Source organism: Comamonas thiooxydans (genome assembly GCF_000964545.1).
In the GTDB taxonomy this organism is placed as follows: Bacteria; Pseudomonadota; Gammaproteobacteria; order Burkholderiales; family Burkholderiaceae_C; genus Comamonas; species Comamonas thiooxydans.
The window spans coordinates 243,237-260,337 of sequence record NZ_BBVD01000007.1; the positions used below are offsets into that span (position 1 = coordinate 243,237).

Below are 17,101 nucleotides of genomic sequence, written 5' to 3' on the forward strand. Positions count from 1 at the left end.
CGGGGCCACCACCAATGACTTGCAAGGGCTGCAGCGCTAGGCTGGACCCATGTCTTCCGCACCGCAACACCCCGCTCCCTATATCCCTCAGATCCGGCTGTACCAGAACTGGCTGCATGAAACACGCGGCCTGAGCTTTGCCGACTATGACGCGCTGTGGCGCTGGTCGACCAGCGATCTCGACACCTTCTGGCAAAGCATCTGGGATTACTTCGATCTGCAGTCGCCCACGCCGCACAGCGCGGTGCTGGCCAGGAACACCATGCCCGGCGCGCAGTGGTTCCCGGGCGCGCAGGTGAACTATGTGCAGCAGGTGCTGCGCCATGTCCAGCCGGCCCATGCCGCCGGCATGCCGGCCGTCATCAGCCGCAACGAGCAGGGTCTGCAGCGCGAGCTGAGCTGGCCCGAGCTGCAGCGCCAGGTGGCGGCCCTGGCCCTGCATCTGCGTGCCCAGGGCGTCGCCAAAGGCGACCGCGTCGCGGCCTATCTGCCCAATATTCCCGAGACCATCGTCGCCTTTCTGGCCTGCGCCAGTCTGGGCGCCATCTGGAGCATCTGCGCGCCCGACATGGGCACCCATGCCGTGCTCGACCGCTTCAAGCAGATAGCGCCCAAGGCGCTGATCGCCGTGGACGGCGTGCATTACGCAGGCAAGGACATAGACCGCCGCGAGGTCCTGCAGGAGCTGCGCCAAGGCCTGCCCAGCGTGCAGCACGTGGTGCTGGTGCCCAATCTGGATACCTCGATAAAGATAGCCGACACCGCAGACTACACAAGCGTTACAGCGAGAAATGATGCTGATACCGCTGCCTTTGAGCCCGAGTGGCTGGCGTTCGACCATCCGTTGTGGATCGTCTACTCCAGCGGCACCACGGGCCTGCCCAAGCCCATAGTCCACGGCCATGGCGGCATGGTGCTGGTGGCCCTGCAGCTCAAGGCCTTGCACAACGACATCGGCTGCAGCTACGAGCCCAATAGCTGGGGCGAGCGCTACCACTGGTACAGCTCCACGGGCTGGGTGATGTGGAATGCCCAGGTCTCGGGCCTGCTGGGCGGCACGAGCTGCGTGATCTTTGACGGCAGCCCCGGCGGCAGCAAGGACAAGCCCGACTGGGGCACGCTGTGGCGCTTTGCGGCCGAGACCGGCGTGACCAGCTTTGGCTCGGGCGCGGCCTTCTATGCCAACTGCATGAAAGCCGGCCTTGAGCTGTCCAGCTGCGGCGATCTGTCGCGCATACGCGGGCTGGGCAGCACTGGCTCGCCGCTGTCCGCCGAGGTGCAGCAGTGGGGGACGGAGCAGTTTGCCAAGCTTGGGCGCCCTGACATTTGGTGGAACAACCTCTCGGGCGGCACCGACTTCGCGGGGGCCTTCATTGGCGGCAACCGCGATCTGCCCCTGGTGCCCGGCGTCATGCAGTGCCGCCAGCTGGGCGCCGCCGTCGAGGCCTGGAACGAAGAAGGCCAGCCCGTGATGGACGAGGTCGGCGAGCTGGTCTGCACCCAGCCCATTCCCTCCATGCCGCTGTTTCTCTGGGGCGATGCGGACGGCAAGCGCTATTTGTCGAGTTACTTCGATATGTACCCGGCCGGCCATGGCCGCCAACCGGGCGGCGGCGATGGTGACGCCGAAATGGGGCCGGTCTGGCGTCATGGCGACTGGATCAAGCTGCTTGGCGAGGGCGGCTGCATCATCTACGGCCGCAGCGACGCCACCATCAACCGCCATGGCCTGCGCATGGGCACCAGCGAGATCTACAGCGCCGTCGAGGCCCTGCCCGAGGTGCTGGACAGCATGGTGGTGGATCTCGAATATCTGGGCAAGGACAGCTATATGCCGCTGTTTGTGGCCCTGCGTCCGGGCGTGGAGCTCGATGCGGCGCTGCGCGAGCGCATCAACAAGGCCATCCGCTCGGCGCTGTCGCCCCGCTTTGTGCCCGACGATATCTTTGCCGTGGCCGAGATACCGCGCACGCTCAGCGGCAAAAAGCAGGAGCTGCCCATCAAGAAGCTGCTGCTGGGCCAGCCGCTGGCCAAGGTGGTCAACAAGGACGCCATGGCCAACCCAGGCTGCCTGGACTGGTACGAGGGCTTTGCCAGGGAATATCTGGCCCGGGCAGGAGCAGGCACAGTGTCCTGACACGGCAGGCGCGGTGCGAGGGCCTGAGTGGCCCCCGCCGCCTTGCAAAGGATTACGTCCCTTCTTGGGGATCAGTGCCCCTGAAAGCGGGCAGCTCTCTTTTCGCGCCAGGCCGCGCCGCCTTCCTTCAGATCGGCCGAGGCGATGGTGGCCTGCACGGCAGCATCGATGCCGGCCTTGTCATGCACGCCGCGGGCAATGGCGTTGAGATGTTTCTTCATTCCCAGCAAGGCCAGCGGCGCCATGCCGGCCAACGTGGTCTGCAGCTGCATCACGCGCTCGCCGATATCGGTGCCGTCCACCAGATCGGTCAGAAAGCCGCAGTCCTTCATGGCCTGGGCCTGCAGCTTCTCGCAACTCAGGAACAGGCGCTTGGCCGTATCCACGCCCAGGCGGGTCACATAGCGCTCCAGGCCCGAGAGGTAGAAATGCAGGCCCAGCCGCGCGGCGGGCATGAACATCTGGCTGTTGGCCCCGCCCACGCGGAAGTCGCAGGCCAGTGCCATATCGGTGGCACCGCCGAACACGCCGCCCTGAATCGCGGCAATGGTGACGGGACGGCAGTTTTCGATGGCATCCACCATCTCGCCGAAGGAGCTGCCCTCGTTCTGGCTGTTGGCGATCTCGCCAATGTCATAACCGCTGCAGAAATGCCTGCCCACCGCCTGCAGCGTCAGCACCAGTACCGCGGGGCTGGCGTTGACCTCGTCGATCTGACGGCGCAGCACGATCAGGTCTTCGGGCAGCAGTTTGTTGGCAACTTCGGGACGGCGCAAGGTGATGCTGGCACAGGCGCCCTGGATCAAAAGCTCTGGAGACATGACTGTATTTTCATCCAGACCTGCACAGACACAGGCCTCTGAGGTGCATCAAGTGTTGCAGTGCAAACACTCGGTGACCATATCTTTTGCCGGTAGGCAGGTACACTTTGTCGTCCTCATAGAGCACCTGATGTGCGCTGATCCCATCCATGTCTGTTGAATCGACCGGCGCCGAGCGCCCCAGCTTTGACCTCAAGAGCGCACAACTGCCGGTGCTTTCCGTGGTACTTCGCAGCACCGACATGCAGGCGCTGGCCCAGGATCTGGCCCGCCGTCTTGCCGACGACCCGGACTTCTTCGACAACGACCCTGTGCTGATCGACCTCAGCCAGGTGCGCGAAGCAGAGGAAGAAATCGACTTCCCGGCCCTGATCGAGGCCCTGCGCAACCACCGCACAGTGCCCGTTGCCGTGCGCAGCGGCAGCGAGGCCCAGATGGAAGCAGCCAAGGCCCTTGGTCTGAGCGCAGCCCCCGATGCCATGCCGACGCGCCGCACCGAGCCGGAAATCCACGAAATCATTCGCGAAGTGGAGGTCGAGGTGCCTGCTCCGCTGGCCGATGCCGTCATCGTGGACCGGCCGCTGCGCTCGGGACAGCGCGTCTATGCCAAAGGCACCGACATTGTGGTTCTGGACATGGTCAGCTATGGTGCCGAGGTGATTGCCGACGGCAACGTCCATGTCTATGCGCCGCTGCGCGGCCGCGCCGTGGCCGGGGCCAGCGGCAACACCAGCGCAAGAATTTTTAGCACTTGCATGGAGGCGCAACTGCTTTCCATCGCAGGTATCTACCGCACAATTGAAACCGATCTCCCCAAGGACGTCGCCGGCAAAGCTGCCAAGGTGCGCCTGGAGGGAGAAAGAATCGTTATCGAGCCGGTATGAGAGACACACCGGACACCCTATCAACCTGCCCCATTTGTCTTAAAGGAATCGTGCAAACATGGCCAAAATCGTCGTCGTGACCTCTGGCAAAGGCGGTGTCGGCAAGACCACCACCAGCGCCAGCTTCGCATCCGGCCTCGCACTGCGCGGCCACAAGACCGCAGTGATTGACTTCGATGTGGGTCTGCGCAATCTCGATCTGATCATGGGCTGCGAACGCCGCGTGGTCTATGACCTCATCAATGTCATCCAGGGCGAAGCCAATCTGAACCAGGCCCTGATCAAGGACAAGCAGTGCGAAAACCTGTTCGTGCTGGCCGCTTCGCAGACCCGAGACAAGGAAGCCCTCACGCAGGAAGGCGTGAAGAAGGTGCTGGACGATCTGTCCGCCATGGACTTCGAGTTCATCATCTGCGACTCGCCCGCCGGCATTGAAAGCGGCGCACTGATGGCCATGCACTATGCCGAAGAGGCCCTGGTGGTGACCAACCCCGAAGTCTCGTCGGTGCGAGACTCGGACCGTATCTTGGGCATGCTCAGCTCCAAGACGGAGCGTGCGGTCAAGGGCGAGCGCATCAAGGAGCATCTGCTGATCACGCGCTACAACCCCAATCGTGTGGAAGACGGCCAGATGCTGTCGCTGGAGGATATCCAGGACATTCTGCGCATCGAGCTGATCGGCGTGATCCCCGAATCCGAAACCGTGCTCCAGGCCTCCAACCAGGGCATTCCCGCCGTGCACATGCAAGGCACGGATGTGGCAGAGGCCTATCAGGACGTGGTGGCCCGATTCCTGGGCGAAGAAAAACCCATGCGCTTTACCGAAGCCGTCAAACCCGGTTTCTTCAAGCGCATGTTTGGCGGGAGGTAAGCCTGATGTCCATGTTGTCGTTTCTGCTCGGAGAGAAGAAGAAGTCCGCCTCGGTCGCCAAGGAGCGACTGCAGATCATTCTCGCGCGCGAGCGCGTGGGCGGCGAAAGTGGCAAGCCCGACTATCTGCCTGCCCTGCAAAAAGAGCTGATGGCCGTGATTTCCAAGTATGTGGACATCAACCCCAATGACATCAAGGTACAGCTGGAGCGCCAGGAAAACCTTGAGGTTCTGGAAGTCAAGATCGAGCTGCCGGACGCCGCGCGTGGCTGATACCAACTCATCTATCCATAGCGCTAGCGCTTGATGGACAAGGAAATGGGCCTGAAAAGGCCCATTTTTCATTGCGATGCCGCCGCGCGGCCCTGCCCCCTGCGAAAGCGCGGGAGCCGTTTCTCATTCGCGCACCGGCTCGCGCATGGTCACCAGCTCCTCGGCCACGGTCGGGTGTATGCCGATGGTCGCATCGAACTGCTGCTTGGTCGCGCCGCATTGCAGTGCCACGGCAAAGCCCTGCATCAGTTCGCCCGCGCCCTCTCCCACCATATGCACGCCGCGCACGCGCTGGTCGGCCTTGGAGACGATGAGCTTGAGGAAGACGTTCTCGGGCTCGGCCCCCATGCGGTTGGTCAGCGGCCTGAAGCTGGACTGGAAAACCTGCACTGCGCCGAAGCGCTCGCGCGCCACTTCCTCCGACAGGCCCACGGTGCCCACCTGCGGATGGGAAAACACCGCCGTCGGCACCAGCTCATAGTCGGGAGCGCTCTTGCCGCCCTGGCCGAACAGATGATGGGCGAGCACTGTCCCCTCGGCCAGCGCCACGGGCGTCAGGGCCATGCGATCGACCACATCGCCCACGGCATGGATGGAGGGCAGGTTGCTGCAGAAATACTGATCCACCTCGATGGCGCCCTTGTCGTTGACCTTGACACCCGCGGCCTCCAGCCCCAGGCCTTCGATCAGGGGCACACGACCCGTGGCATACATCACGCAGTCCACGACCAGTTGCTCGCCGCTCTTGAGCTGCAGGTGCAGGCCGTCCGCCTGCTTGTCGATGGCCTGTATTTCTTCGCCCCAGCGAAAGTTCACACCCAACTGAGCCATCTCCTGGCCCAGATGCAGACCCAGGTCTGCATCAAAGCCGCGCAGCAACTGCTGGCGGCGGTGCAGCAGGGTCGTCTCGGCGCCCAGACCGTTGAAGATGGAGGCGAACTCCACGGCGATATAGCCTCCGCCCACGACCACCACCCGCCTGGGCAGGTGCGGCAGATGGAAGGCCTCGTCAGAGCTGATGGCATGCTCCACGCCAGGAATATCGGGCAGGCTGGGCGTTCCGCCCGTTGCAATCAGGATATGGCGGGCATGGATGGTCTGGCCGTTCACCAGCACGCTATGCGGCCCCGAGAGCGCCGCACGGCCATGGATAAGGGTAATGCCTGCCCCGGCCAGCATGCGGCCGTAGACACCGTTCAGGCGCTCGATTTCGCGGTCCTTGTTGGCAATCAGCGTGGGCCAGTCGAAGCGCGGTCGCTCCAGCTGCCAGCCAAAGCCCCGGGCCTCCTCGGCCAGTTGGCTGAAGTGCGCGGCATGGCTGAGCAGCTTCTTGGGGATGCAGCCCACGTTGACGCAGGTACCTCCCAATTGGGCAGCTTCCACCACCGCCACACGGGCCCCCAGGCCGGCAGCCACACGGCTGGCGCGCACGCCGCCCGAGCCACCGCCTATGACCAGAAAATCGTAATCAAAGTCTTGTTGCTGCATGTTCTGTCTCGCTGTTTGGGAGGGTCAAAGCAGATGCTTGCTGCTTTGAACTCTACAAGACAAGACTGCCGCAGGTGGTTTAACGCAGCGTTAAACCACCTGCACGACCCAGTTTGATTGGCGGGCGGCTCAGAACGGTTTGTCGCCCACGACCGTGGCGCGATGCATGCGGCGCACGGCCGGGAAATAGTCCTGAATCGCGTAATGCTGGGTAGAGCGGTTGTCCCACATGGCAATGGTGTTGGGCTCCCAGTGCAGACGCATCTGGTATTCCAGAATCGCAGGCTGGCGCAGCAGATAGTTCATCAGCTCCTGTTGCTGGGCATGAATTTCGTTGGCCGAGCGGAAGCTGTCGAAGTTCGAGCTGAAGTTGGCGAAATGCGTGACGAAGGCCTCGTTGACGTAGAGAATCTTTTGGCTGCTTTCGGGGTGGGTGCGCACCACCGGGTGCACCACGGGCGGGTATTTGCCGCGGGCTTGGGCCTGCTGTGCGGGCGTCATGCGCGCGCCGAACGAAGGCAGGATGTCATGCACGGCATACAGGCCGGCGATCTGCTGCTTGCGCGTCTCGGGCAGCTGCTCGTAGGCCTGCTCCATATTGATCCAGACCGTGTCGCCGCCGACCTCGGGGCATTCCACGCAGCGCAGCACCGAGGCCATGGAAGGCGTCTCGCGCCAGGAGACATCGGTGTGATAGACGTTCTCGGTGCCTGGAATCTTGCTGTTGCCACCCAGCAGCACCAGTTCGGCATGATCGGGGTGATGGGGAAATACCGGATGCAGCTCCAGCTCGCCGAAGCGGCGCGCAAACGCCACATGTTGGGCAGGCGTGATGTTCTGCTCGCGAAACACCAGCACCTTGTGCGCCACCAGCGCCTGACGCAGCTCGCGCGCCTGCTCCTCGCTCATGGGCTGGCGCAGGTCTATGCCCGAAACCTCCACGCCGATGGCGGGTGAGATGCGCTTGAACTCGATCCCCGTCCTGCTTGCCGCGGCCACCTTGCGCTGGGTATGGGCCGGCCTGTCTTCGCAATCGATCATCATGTGTCTCCAAAGCGTTGCAACCACTGTCCTCGGGCCTGACACAGCAGGCCTGGGGGCAATCTAGGGCGGGCCTTGGAGATCGGTATCGTTCAAGCCGACTAGGTAGGGTTCCCAGTCGGCAGCCGGCTTTACCTGACGAAGCCGTGGGCGTGCATATGGCCCGAGTGGTAGAGCAGCGGCGCGCGGTCGGCATGGTGCTCGCAGCGTTCCACCTCGCCGATGAAGAGCAGATGGTCGCCCTCCTCATGCTGGCGCAGATTGCGGCACTCGAAGACCGCGCTGCAGCCCTCGAGCAGCGGCACGCCATGCTCGGAGTCATGATGCTGGGTATGGCTGAAACGGTCCGCGCCCTTGCGTGCAAACAGCTCGGCCAGCGGCTTTTGCGAAGCCGCCAGCACATGAATCGCGTAATACGTGCAGTGGCGGAACACGGGCAGTGAGTTGGCCTTCAGACCCAGGCTCCATAGCACCAGCGAGGGCGCCAGCGACAGTGCGTTGAAGGAGCTGACCGTGGAGCCCACCGCATGGCCCTCTGCACTGCGCGCCGTGATGATGGTCACGCCGGTGGCAAATTGCCCCAGCGCATCGCGAAATTCGCGCTGCGAGAAAGGCAAAGCCGAACGCAAGACGGAGGTAGGCAAGGCGGAGTTCACGAAATTCAGAGCTCAGGTCAGCGACCACAACGGTGCGCCACGGTTCAAGATCAGCAGATCCAAAGAGCATCTGCAGGACTTGATCAATTATCAACTTGAACCTTGCCGGTCACAATCCGTAAGGGCTTAAGGCCAGAATCATCAATTTTGATAGCTTCTCACGCAGTAATACACAGGCCTGCAGTCCTAAAACTTCATCAATCCGGGGTCTGAGCTGCCAGCAGCCCTTGGCCGGCCTGCTGCGCCAGCCAGCCGCCGACCTTGGCTTTGCTGCAGCGTTGCAGCTGCATCAGCAGCTCATGCTCGGGCCAGGGCAAGGCATGGCGATCGCACAGATCCTGCTGCATGCGGGCCAGCAGGGCCGCCGCCATCTCGGCATCCGCCAGCGCCCGGTGGGCACGGCCCGTGGAAGGCAGGTGCAGGTAGCGCGCCAGATTGCCCAGGCTGTGACTGGGCGCCTGCGGGTAGATGCGGCGCGACAGCAGCACGGTGCAGGCAAACAGCTGGGGGGCGGCTTCGCCCGCCAGCGCCAGCTCGGCCTGCCAGAACTTGCTGTCGAACGATGCGTTGTGGGCCACCATGGGCGCAGCGCCCACAAAGCGGGCCGCATCGCGCATCACCTCGGCGGCGGGCGGCGCCGTGCGCAGCATGGCATTGGTGATGCCGGTGAGTTCGGTGATGAAGGGCGAGACCCAGGCCCCGGTCTGCATCAGGCTCTGGAAACGGTCCACCACGCGGCCCTGCTCCAGCAGCACGATGGCTACCTCGGTGGCCCTGGCACCCTGGGCGGGCGTCATGCCCGTGGTTTCGAAGTCGATGACGGCAATCGCAGCACTCATCACTGCATTGTGCCGTGGCAGGCGCCTCAGTCCTGACCCAGCTCGTCTTCGCCGGGCAGACCCAGGCTCTGCACCACATGCTCGAGGATGCGGAACAGCTGCTCGCTCTCGGCGCTGCCCAGTTGCTCCTCGATCTCGGTGTAGATGGTCTCGAAATGCGGCACGATCTGGGCCACCATCTCCTGGCCGGCTGGCGTGAGGGCGAACTCGGAGCCCCGCAGATCGGCTACATGGCGGCCGCGCTTGATGAGCAGGCGTCCTTCCAGCGTCTTGAGCAGGCGCGAGAGGCTGGGCATGCTGATGAAGGTCAGCTGCGACAGCTCCATGGGACGCAAGCGCTTGTCGGCCACCCACATGATGCGCAGCACGCGCCATTGCTGCTCGGTCAGGCCGTGCGCACGCAGCGAGGGACGAAAGCGCACCATGACCGCCTCGCGGGCCTTGAGCAAAGCCATGGGCAATGAGCGCGCAAAGGAACGTGAGGTTTCAAGGGCAGGAGTGATGTCGTGCTGGATCATGGCATGGACGAGTTGCTGGCGTAATTGTATGTAAGAGCCCCACGCAGCGATACCGTCAATCCGGGCAAAAGAGTCAGCCAGCCCGTACTCGTCCTGCAGTCCTATGCCCTGTCTCAGGCGGACGCAATCCGCGCGCCGCGAGCGACCTCGGGTGCCGGCTCATCCCAGAACCGGAAATCCAGTGCCGGGCGCTCGCCGCTCATCAGGGCCGCCATGGCCTTGCCCGAGCCTGCTCCATGCGTCCAGCCCAGGGTGCCATGCCCGGCATTGACCCAGATGCCTCTTGCCTGCGTGGCCCCGATGCAGGGAATATTGGTGGGCGTGGCGGGCCGCAGACCGCACCAGAACTGCGGATCGCCACCCTGCTCGGGCAGGCGCGTGTCGCAGACGCCGGGCATCAGCTCCTCCACGCGCCTGACCAGCATCTCGCAGCGCGCCCTGGCCGTGGGCGTGTCCAGACTCAGATCGAAGCCACCCAACTCTATGGTGCCGGCTACCCGCAGTCGGTTGCCCAAACGGCTCATGGCGACCTTGCGGCTGTCGTCGATGGTGGAGACCATGGGGGCTTTTTCAGGCCGCAGCAGCGGTAAGGTGGCGCTATAGCCCTTGCCCGGATAGATGGGAACCTTCACGCCCAGAGGCCTGAGCAGCAGCGGCGTGTAGGAGCCGCAGGCGACCACCACTGCATCCGCGCTCAGCATGCGCGGGGCGCCATCGCTGCCGTCGCGAATCTGCACCTGGGCAGGCCTGCCCCTGCGCGCCGGCTGCAGGCTCAGGATGTCGTGGCCGTAGAGGAACTGCACACCGGCCTGGGCACAGAGACCGGCCAGCTTTTCGGTGAACAGACGCGCATCACCGGACTCATCGGTGGCAGTGAAGGTGCCGCCCGCAATCTGCGCGGCATAGGGCGTGAATGCTGGCTCGATGGCAAGCAGCTCTTCGCGGCTGACCAGACGACGCTGCACGCCGTATTGCCGCATCAGCTCCACGCCTTCGGCGGCCTCGGCAAACGCCTGCGGGCTGCTGTAGAAATGGGCAATGCCGCGCTCCAGCCGCTCGAACTCGATACCGGTCTTCTGGACCATGTCCTTGAGCGCCAGATGGCTGTAGGCGCCCAGCGCCACGATCTGCTGCACATTGCGCGCAAAGGCGCGGTCATTGCACTGGGCCAGGAACTGCAGGCACCAGCGCCATTGCGCGCTGTCGGCCTGGGGCCGCAGCAGCAGAGGAGCCTCTTTGTCGAACATCCATTTGAGCGCCTTCCAGGGTGCCTGGCGATTCGCCCAGGGCTCGCAGTAACTGACCGAGATCTGGCCGCCATTGGCATAGCTGGTCTCCAGGGCCGGACCGCTCTGGCGGTCCACCACGGTGACTTGATGACCGCGCTCGCGCAGATGCCAGGCGGTGCTGATGCCGATGATGCCGGCGCCCAGGACGATGATGTTCATGCGGCCAGTGTCTGCACTCTTGCGGGCAAACAAAAGCAGCATTAAATTTTCAGCAGTTTCATCAGAAATGCTAATGAAGTTGCCATGAGCTCCTGGGACCCTGTTGCGCTGGAATGCCTGGCCGCCATCGTGGAAGAAGGCGGCTTCGAGCGCGCGGCGCAAAGGCTGCACATCACCCAGTCGGCCGTGTCCCAGCGCCTGCGTGCACTGGAAGCCCAGGTGGGCTCGGTACTGGTGGAGCGCACGCGTCCCGTCAAGCCCACCAGCGCCGGGCGTCTGCTGCTCAAGCATGCCAAGCAGCTGCGCCTGCTGCGCGCCGATCTCGCTCATGAGTTGCAGGAACTGGCACCGCAGACCGGTCAGAGTCTGGCCGGAGAAATCGTCTCCATCGCCATCAATGCCGACAGCATTGCCACCTGGGCCATGACGGCTCTGGACGAGCTGGTGAAGAGCGGCCTGCCGCTGGAGGTGGTGGTCGACGATCAGGACTTCACGCAGGAGCTGCTGCGCTCGGGCCAGGTCATGGGCTGCGTCACCACGCTGAGTCAGGCCATGCGCGGCTGCACCGTGCAGCCTCTGGGCGCCATGCGCTATGTGGCCGTGGCCTCGCGCGAGTTTGCCGGGCAAAGACTGCCGCAGGGGCTGACCCGCAAGAACTTCAACCAGCTGCCCTATCTGTCCTTCAACCGCAAGGACGATATGCAGGCCGAATTTGTGGCGCGTTGCCTGGGTCTGCGCAATGTGTCGCTGCAGCATCAGATTCTGCTGCCCAGCTGCGAGGCGCAGGTGCGCGCCGTGCGTGCCGGCTGGGGCGTGGGCGTGCTGCCGCAGCTGCTGGTGCAGCCCGCGCTGGATGCCGGTGAGCTGATCGACGTGGCAACAGGCCATGCGCTGTCCATCGCGCTGTTCTGGCATTGCTGGAATCTGGAGTCACGCGTGCTGGCCCGTGTCAGCCAGGCCTTGCTGGGCAAGGCCCGGCAAGTGCTGCAAGCGGTTTGATGCAGACAAGAAAAAAGGCCGTGCTTTGCAGCGCGGCCTTGAGAGCTTGATGTCAAACGGAGGTACTTTGGTTTTTGTAGCTGTGGACGCTCATCTAACCTTGATTTGAAGCTGATTTACGCCTGATACGTATGTAAATCAAGCGCAAGCAGCTATGAAAATCAGCGAATTAGCAGCACGGGGATGGTGCAGCCCGCCAGCACCTGCGAGCTGACCGAACCCATGACCAGACGGCCCAGCGCGCCGTGGCCGTGCGTGCCCATGGCGATCAGGTCGAACTTGCCGTCCTGGGCGGCATGGATGATGGTGTCGGCAATGGGGCCGACCTTGGCGATGCTTTGCGCCTCGACGCCACGCCCCTTCAGGAACTCCAGCACGGGCTGCAGGATCTTGGCGGATTCTTCGTCGTAGTACTGCTCCACCACCTCCTTGCCCAGCGCGGCGCGTGCACGAGGCGGCAGCAGCGGCTGCACGGTGATGATGGTGTACTCATGGCCCGTGCCCAGCATCTCCTGATGCGAGGTCAGATAGGCCAGCATTTTCTGGGTATAGGCACTGCCGTCCACGGCGAGCAAGATCTTCATACCAATTTCTCCTTGTTGATGTCTCAAGCCTAAGGGCTGGGGACAGTCAGCATCTTGACTTGGCTCAAGTCAATTGTCGATGCCGGCAGAAAGTCATCCTGCTCTCCCTTGCGGGCATAGCCCAGGGGATTGGCCACCACACGGCATTGCCATTCGCTGCCGTCCTCGCGCTGGCCGCATGCGATGTAGTCGCTGGCGCAATGCAGATGGCCGTGCAGCCAGAGCTGGGCATGGGGCAGAAAGTCGTCCATCACATTGCAGAAACCGGCCGTGCCGGGTACCAGGCCGTAGCGCGGATCGGCACTGCGCAGGCTGGGCGCAAAGTGGGTCACGGCCACCGTGGGTCCGTCAAAAGGCTGCTGCAGCGCAGCGCGCAGCCAGTCCTGGCAGAGCAGGCTTTCCTCGCGCATGGGCGCGGCCAGAAACGGCTCGCCCTGGCGACTGCCACCTGTCTTTTGCAGATAGAAATTGGCGGCGCGAAAGGCCTTCTCGCGCAGCTTGTGCAAGCGCGTGGCATCACTCACGCCTTCATGCATGGCCATGGCGTCGAAGTCGCTCCACAGCGTGGTGCCGATGAAACGCACCCCGTCCATGACCACGGTTTCACGATCGAGCCAGATCAGACCCAGCCTGTCGCACACACGCTGCAGGCGCAGCCTTGCCTCGTCGAAGTCCTGCATGTCGTATTCGTGATTGCCGGGCACGAACAGCACGGGTGTGGGCCAGTTGGCGTATTGCGGCAGCGGCGAGAAACGCTCCAGCCCGAAGTTCTCGCCGTCGACCTGGGTACTGCTCTGGTAGGAGCCGATGTCGCCGGCCAGCACCAGCACATCGGCGCCCGCGGCTGGCTGGGCCACGAATTGGGGGTGGACTTCGAGGTGCAGGTCGGACAGCAGCTGGATCTTCATGTGGCTAGTTTAGTCAACCATGGTGAGTGACCTGGGCCGAACCGTTGGCAAAGGTGATCTCGGCCGAGCGCGTCAGCGTTTTCAGCAGCCAGTCATAGGCCTGCGGGTGCGGGCCGCGCCGACGCCACAGTGCATCCACATGCACGGGCGTGACATCGAAGGGCAGATCGCGCAGCTCCAGCTGGTCGCTCATGCCGGTCACGGGCACAAAATGGCGCGGCAAGATGGTCAGTAGATCGGAGTTGAGCACCACGCGCGCCGCGGTGAAGAACTGGTTGACGGTGAGCACCACTTCGCGCGAACGCCCCAGCGAGGCCAGGGCCTCGTCGATGAAGCCGAAGGAGCGGCCCGAAAAGCTGACCAGCATATGGCGTGCCGCGCAATAGTTGTCCAGCGTCAGCGGAACATGCGCCAGCGGATGGCCTTTGCGCATCACGCACAGGTACTCGCCCTCATACAGACGGCGGCTGTCAAACGCCACCAGACCGCCAGCCTGGGCACGCGCCGTCAGATCGGCCAGTACGGCGGGGAAATAGCCCACGGCCATATCAGCCTCGCCATCATCGAGCAAGGGCCTTGGATCGCGCGTGGTCAGCGGCAGCAGGCGTATGCCCAGGCCCGGTGCCTCGCGCGCCAGAATCGGGTACAGCGGCGGAATCAGCGTGGCTGCCGTGGCATCGGCCATGGCGATCACGAACGTGGTGGCGGCCGTCTCGGGATCGAACTCATCGGGTGCGAGTGCACCCTCCAGATGCTGCAAGGCCTCGCGTATCACCGGCCACAGGGCCTGGGCACGCGGCGTGGGCTCCACGCCCTGTCCCTGGCGCACCAGCAGCTCGTCGCCCAGAACCTCGCGCAGCCGGCGCATTGCATTGCTGACCGCCGGCTGGGTGATGCTGAGCTTGTGCGCCGCACGCGTGAGACTGCGCTCGGACATGACCTCGTCGAAGACGCGCAGCAGATTGAGATCCAGAGAACGAAAGTTCAAAGACATGGCATCACCCAATACATCACTGCCGTGAATGCTACAGATTCAAAATATAAATTTGAACACACCTAGGGTAATCCCTATAGTTACACCTATTCCCCGGGCAATTCGCCAAAAGCGTGGGTCAAAGGGTTAACTGCCATGAGCAACTTTATTTACAACTCCTACTGTGTCGAGCACCCTGGTGTGGTGCGTATCTATCAAGCCAGCGATGAACGCATGGCCGCCATTGCCGCCGAGCACGAGGCGCAATCCCAGTCCAGGTCGTACTGGATGGTGCTGGCTGTGGTGCTGGCCGCCCTGGCCGCCGGCGTCTTCCAGGCCACCGAAACCTGGAGCGACGGTCATATGATGGCTGCCTGGATGGTTCTGTGGGCCATGGCCTTTGCCAGCATTGCCCTCTTCTCCACTCCCGCACGCCGTGCCATCAATCTGGTGCGCACCGGCTACCGCGCCTGGGTCAAGAGCCGCCAGCAAGCTGCTGCCGATGAACGCGTCTGGAACGCCGCGCTGCAAGATGCCCGCCTGATGGCCGATCTGGCCCGTGCCATGGATCGCCAGAGCCGCTAAGCTCCGCGCCTCTCCGAAAAAAGCCGCTGCCCACAAGGCCAGCGGCTTTTTCATGCCCGCTCAGCGTCTCATGAAATCGGCGTCAACCCCTTGTCCGACAGGCGCCAACAGCTATCAACACAACGGTTCAAAAACAAAAAGCCCTGCGGCCAACGGCCTGCAGGGCTTTTTTATTCTGTCAAAGGCTTAGGCGGACAGACGCTCTTTGAGCTTGGCCTTGGTATCCAGCATGGCCTTGGGCAGGTTGTAGGCCAACTTGTCGAAATGCTCGCCGTGCAGCTTCATTTCCTCGGCCCAGGCCGCCTTGTCGATATTGGTCACGCTGTCGAACTGGGCAGCATCGAAGTCCAGACCGCTCCAGTTGATTTCGGCGTACTGGGGAGCAATGCCAAAGGCGGTTTCCTGACCCTGAGCCTGGCCTTCCAGACGGTCGATCATCCACTTCAGCACGCGCATGTTCTCACCGTAGCCGGGCCAGACGAACTTGCCTTCGGCATTCTTGCGGAACCAGTTGGTGGTGAAGATCTTGGGCAGAGTTGCGCCCTGGCCTTCGATCTTGGCGCCCAGATCCAGCCAGTGCTGGAAATAGTCGCTCATGTTGTAGCCGGCAAAAGGCAGCATGGCGAAGGGGTCGCGGCGTACCACGCCTTGCGCGCCAAAGGCGGCGGCCGTGGTTTCGGAGCCCATGGTCGCAGCCATGTACACGCCCTCGGTCCAGTCGCGGGCTTCGGTCACCAGAGGCACGGTGGTGGAGCGGCGGCCGCCGAAGATCATGGCATCGATCTTCACGCCGGCGGGATCGTCCCAGGCTTCGTCCAGCGCGGGGTTGTTGGTCGCAGCCACGGTAAAGCGGGCATTGGGGTGGGCGGCCTTGGCGCCGGTTTCCTTGGCGATCTGGGGCGTCCAGTCCTTGCCTTGCCAGTCGATCAGGTGATCGGGCAGCTTGCCCTGGTCCTTTTCCATGCCTTCCCACCACACGTCGCCGTCATCGGTCAGGGCCACATTGGTGAAGATCACGTTCTTGTCCAGGCTCAACATGCAGTTCGGGTTCGTGAGCATATTGGTGCCAGGAGCCACGCCGAAGTAACCGGCTTCGGGGTTGATGGCGCGCAGCGAGCCGTCGGCCTGGGGCTTGATCCAGGCGATGTCGTCGCCGATGGTCGTGACCTTCCAGCCGTCGAAGGCCTTGGGCGGCACCAGCATGGAGAAATTGGTCTTGCCGCAGGCCGAGGGGAAGGCCGCAGCCACGTGGTACTTCTTGCCTTCGGGGTTGGTAACGCCCAGGATCAGCATGTGCTCGGCCAGCCAGCCCTGGTCACGGCCCATGGTGGAGGCGATACGCAGCGCAAAGCACTTCTTGCCCAGCAGCGCATTGCCGCCGTAGCCCGAGCCGTAAGACCAGATTTCGCGGGTTTCAGGATAGTGAACGATGTACTTGGTCTTGCTGCAAGGCCAGGTGGTCTCGTCCTTCTGGCCTGCGGCCAGAGGTGCGCCGATGGTGTGCACGCAGGGCACGAACTCGCCGCTGGTGCCGATCACGTCATACACGGCCTTGCCCATGCGGGTCATGATCTTCATGTTGACGGCCACATAGGGGCTGTCGGACAGCTCGATACCCACGTGGGCGATGGGCGAACCCAGCGGGCCCATGGAGAAAGGCACCACGTACATGGTGCGGCCAGCCATGCAGCCGTCGAACAGCGGGTTCAGCGTGGCGCGCATTTCGGCAGGTTCCATCCAGTTGTTGGTGGGGCCTGCGTCTTCCTTTTTGGCGGAGCAGATATAGGTGCGGTCTTCCACGCGAGCCACGTCCGAAGGATCGGTCCAGGCCAGGAAGGAGCCAGGGCGCTTGGCCAGGGGCTTGAAGGTGCCGGCATCCACCAGTTGCTGGCACAGCGCGTCATATTCGGCTTGCGAGCCGTCGCACCAGTGGATCTGGGCAGGCTTGCACAGCGCGGCCATTTCGGCGACCCAGGCAATGAGCTTGGGGTTCTTGACGTAGTCGGGAGCCTGGATGTTCAGGCTTTGCACAGCGGCGTTCATGGGGGAAGTCCTTCAATTAAAAAACCAGTTTTTC

General features: G+C 63.3%; 17 protein-coding genes. 6 read left to right on the forward strand and 11 right to left on the reverse strand.

The window, feature by feature from the left end; genetic code table 11:
- Positions 1-49 precede the first annotated feature (49 nt).
- On the forward strand, positions 50-2,137 hold the full coding sequence (locus Cth01_RS11805) for an acetoacetate--CoA ligase (RefSeq protein ID WP_045839296.1): 2,088 nt from the start codon (positions 50-52) through the stop codon (positions 2,135-2,137).
- Between the two features lie 71 nt (positions 2,138-2,208).
- On the opposite strand, the gene Cth01_RS11810 is transcribed toward Cth01_RS11805, so the two are convergent.
- Complete coding sequence (locus Cth01_RS11810) at positions 2,209-2,958, reverse strand: enoyl-CoA hydratase/isomerase family protein (protein WP_003069668.1); 750 nt, start codon at positions 2,956-2,958, stop codon at positions 2,209-2,211.
- Positions 2,959-3,107: 149 nt separating this feature from the next.
- Between Cth01_RS11810 and minC the strand changes: the two genes are divergently transcribed.
- From minC to minE, 3 genes are read left to right on the forward strand one after another with little or no spacing between them, the layout of a single operon-like run.
- The gene (gene minC / locus Cth01_RS11815) at positions 3,108-3,842 is read left to right on the forward strand and encodes a septum site-determining protein MinC (RefSeq protein ID WP_034351247.1); all 735 of its coding nucleotides are present in this window, start codon (positions 3,108-3,110) and stop codon (positions 3,840-3,842) included.
- Between the two features lie 58 nt (positions 3,843-3,900).
- On the forward strand, positions 3,901-4,713 hold the full coding sequence (gene minD, locus Cth01_RS11820) for a septum site-determining protein MinD (RefSeq protein WP_003069672.1): 813 nt from the start codon (positions 3,901-3,903) through the stop codon (positions 4,711-4,713).
- A 5-nt stretch (positions 4,714-4,718) separates the two neighbouring features.
- Positions 4,719-4,985 carry a cell division topological specificity factor MinE gene (minE, locus tag Cth01_RS11825; RefSeq protein WP_003071985.1) on the forward strand — a complete coding sequence of 89 codons (267 nt, stop codon included), beginning with the start codon at positions 4,719-4,721 and terminating at the stop codon, positions 4,983-4,985.
- Between the two features lie 123 nt (positions 4,986-5,108).
- Here minE and gorA read toward each other — a convergent pair whose 3' ends face one another.
- From gorA to Cth01_RS11855, 6 genes are all read right to left on the reverse strand, one after another.
- Entirely contained in the window at positions 5,109-6,473 is a 1,365-nt protein-coding gene (gene gorA / locus Cth01_RS11830) for a glutathione-disulfide reductase (RefSeq protein ID WP_045839297.1), read from the reverse strand.
- A gap of 129 nt (positions 6,474-6,602) precedes the next feature.
- Positions 6,603-7,514, reverse strand: coding sequence for a TauD/TfdA dioxygenase family protein (locus Cth01_RS11835; protein ID WP_082085661.1), 912 nt, complete (start codon positions 7,512-7,514; stop codon positions 6,603-6,605).
- Positions 7,515-7,645: 131 nt separating this feature from the next.
- Complete coding sequence (locus Cth01_RS11840) at positions 7,646-8,170, reverse strand: flavin reductase family protein (RefSeq protein ID WP_045839299.1); 525 nt, start codon at positions 8,168-8,170, stop codon at positions 7,646-7,648.
- 197 nt (positions 8,171-8,367) lie between these two features.
- Positions 8,368-9,009 carry a 3'-5' exonuclease gene (locus Cth01_RS11845; RefSeq protein WP_045839300.1) on the reverse strand — a complete coding sequence of 214 codons (642 nt, stop codon included), beginning with the start codon at positions 9,007-9,009 and terminating at the stop codon, positions 8,368-8,370.
- A gap of 26 nt (positions 9,010-9,035) precedes the next feature.
- Entirely contained in the window at positions 9,036-9,527 is a 492-nt protein-coding gene (gene hpaR, locus Cth01_RS11850; protein ID WP_003065209.1) for a homoprotocatechuate degradation operon regulator HpaR, read from the reverse strand.
- Positions 9,528-9,640: 113 nt separating this feature from the next.
- Positions 9,641-11,017, reverse strand: coding sequence for a D-amino acid dehydrogenase (locus Cth01_RS11855; RefSeq protein WP_034392914.1), 1,377 nt, complete (start codon positions 11,015-11,017; stop codon positions 9,641-9,643).
- Positions 11,018-11,059: 42 nt separating this feature from the next.
- Between Cth01_RS11855 and Cth01_RS11860 the strand changes: the two genes are divergently transcribed.
- Complete coding sequence (locus Cth01_RS11860) at positions 11,060-11,974, forward strand: LysR family transcriptional regulator ArgP (protein WP_045839301.1); 915 nt, start codon at positions 11,060-11,062, stop codon at positions 11,972-11,974.
- Between the two features lie 161 nt (positions 11,975-12,135).
- Here Cth01_RS11860 and Cth01_RS11865 read toward each other — a convergent pair whose 3' ends face one another.
- From Cth01_RS11865 to Cth01_RS11875, 3 genes are read right to left on the reverse strand one after another with little or no spacing between them, the layout of a single operon-like run.
- The gene (locus Cth01_RS11865) at positions 12,136-12,558 is read right to left on the reverse strand and encodes a universal stress protein (protein WP_003065214.1); all 423 of its coding nucleotides are present in this window, start codon (positions 12,556-12,558) and stop codon (positions 12,136-12,138) included.
- Between the two features lie 29 nt (positions 12,559-12,587).
- A complete protein-coding gene (locus Cth01_RS11870; protein ID WP_012836586.1) occupies positions 12,588-13,466 on the reverse strand; it encodes a metallophosphoesterase in 879 nt (292 codons plus the stop codon).
- Between the two features lie 13 nt (positions 13,467-13,479).
- Positions 13,480-14,460, reverse strand: a complete 981-nt coding sequence (locus tag Cth01_RS11875; RefSeq protein WP_034351561.1) for a LysR family transcriptional regulator — start codon at positions 14,458-14,460, stop codon at positions 13,480-13,482.
- Between the two features lie 135 nt (positions 14,461-14,595).
- Here Cth01_RS11875 and Cth01_RS11880 point away from each other — a divergent pair, with 135 nt between their 5' ends.
- Positions 14,596-15,024 (forward strand): hypothetical protein, encoded by a 429-nt coding sequence (locus Cth01_RS11880; protein ID WP_003065220.1) that lies wholly within the window; start codon positions 14,596-14,598, stop codon positions 15,022-15,024.
- 186 nt (positions 15,025-15,210) lie between these two features.
- Here Cth01_RS11880 and Cth01_RS11885 read toward each other — a convergent pair whose 3' ends face one another.
- A complete protein-coding gene (locus Cth01_RS11885; RefSeq protein WP_045839302.1) occupies positions 15,211-17,067 on the reverse strand; it encodes a phosphoenolpyruvate carboxykinase (GTP) in 1,857 nt (618 codons plus the stop codon).
- Positions 17,068-17,101 lie beyond the last annotated feature (34 nt).

What these genes read in the sequence shown, in the direction of transcription:
- Cth01_RS11855 (WP_034392914.1), bottom strand. Translation starts at nt 11,017, where the DNA reads ATGCTGCTTTTGTTTGCCCGCAAGAGTGCAGACACTGGCCGCATGAAC.
- gorA (WP_045839297.1), bottom strand. Translation starts at nt 6,473, where the DNA reads ATGCAGCAACAAGACTTTGATTACGATTTTCTGGTCATAGGCGGTGGC.
- hpaR (WP_003065209.1), bottom strand. Translation starts at nt 9,527, where the DNA reads ATGATCCAGCACGACATCACTCCTGCCCTTGAAACCTCACGTTCCTTT.
- minC (WP_034351247.1), top strand. Translation starts at nt 3,108, where the DNA reads ATGTCTGTTGAATCGACCGGCGCCGAGCGCCCCAGCTTTGACCTCAAG.
- Cth01_RS11870 (WP_012836586.1), bottom strand. Translation starts at nt 13,466, where the DNA reads ATGAAGATCCAGCTGCTGTCCGACCTGCACCTCGAAGTCCACCCCCAA.
- minE (WP_003071985.1), top strand. Translation starts at nt 4,719, where the DNA reads ATGTCCATGTTGTCGTTTCTGCTCGGAGAGAAGAAGAAGTCCGCCTCG.
- Cth01_RS11805 (WP_045839296.1), top strand. Translation starts at nt 50, where the DNA reads ATGTCTTCCGCACCGCAACACCCCGCTCCCTATATCCCTCAGATCCGG.
- Cth01_RS11880 (WP_003065220.1), top strand. Translation starts at nt 14,596, where the DNA reads ATGAGCAACTTTATTTACAACTCCTACTGTGTCGAGCACCCTGGTGTG.
- Cth01_RS11875 (WP_034351561.1), bottom strand. Translation starts at nt 14,460, where the DNA reads ATGTCTTTGAACTTTCGTTCTCTGGATCTCAATCTGCTGCGCGTCTTC.
- Cth01_RS11885 (WP_045839302.1), bottom strand. Translation starts at nt 17,067, where the DNA reads ATGAACGCCGCTGTGCAAAGCCTGAACATCCAGGCTCCCGACTACGTC.
- Cth01_RS11835 (WP_082085661.1), bottom strand. Translation starts at nt 7,514, where the DNA reads ATGATCGATTGCGAAGACAGGCCGGCCCATACCCAGCGCAAGGTGGCC.
- minD (WP_003069672.1), top strand. Translation starts at nt 3,901, where the DNA reads ATGGCCAAAATCGTCGTCGTGACCTCTGGCAAAGGCGGTGTCGGCAAG.
- Cth01_RS11810 (WP_003069668.1), bottom strand. Translation starts at nt 2,958, where the DNA reads ATGTCTCCAGAGCTTTTGATCCAGGGCGCCTGTGCCAGCATCACCTTG.
- Cth01_RS11865 (WP_003065214.1), bottom strand. Translation starts at nt 12,558, where the DNA reads ATGAAGATCTTGCTCGCCGTGGACGGCAGTGCCTATACCCAGAAAATG.
- Cth01_RS11845 (WP_045839300.1), bottom strand. Translation starts at nt 9,009, where the DNA reads ATGAGTGCTGCGATTGCCGTCATCGACTTCGAAACCACGGGCATGACG.
- Cth01_RS11860 (WP_045839301.1), top strand. Translation starts at nt 11,060, where the DNA reads ATGAGCTCCTGGGACCCTGTTGCGCTGGAATGCCTGGCCGCCATCGTG.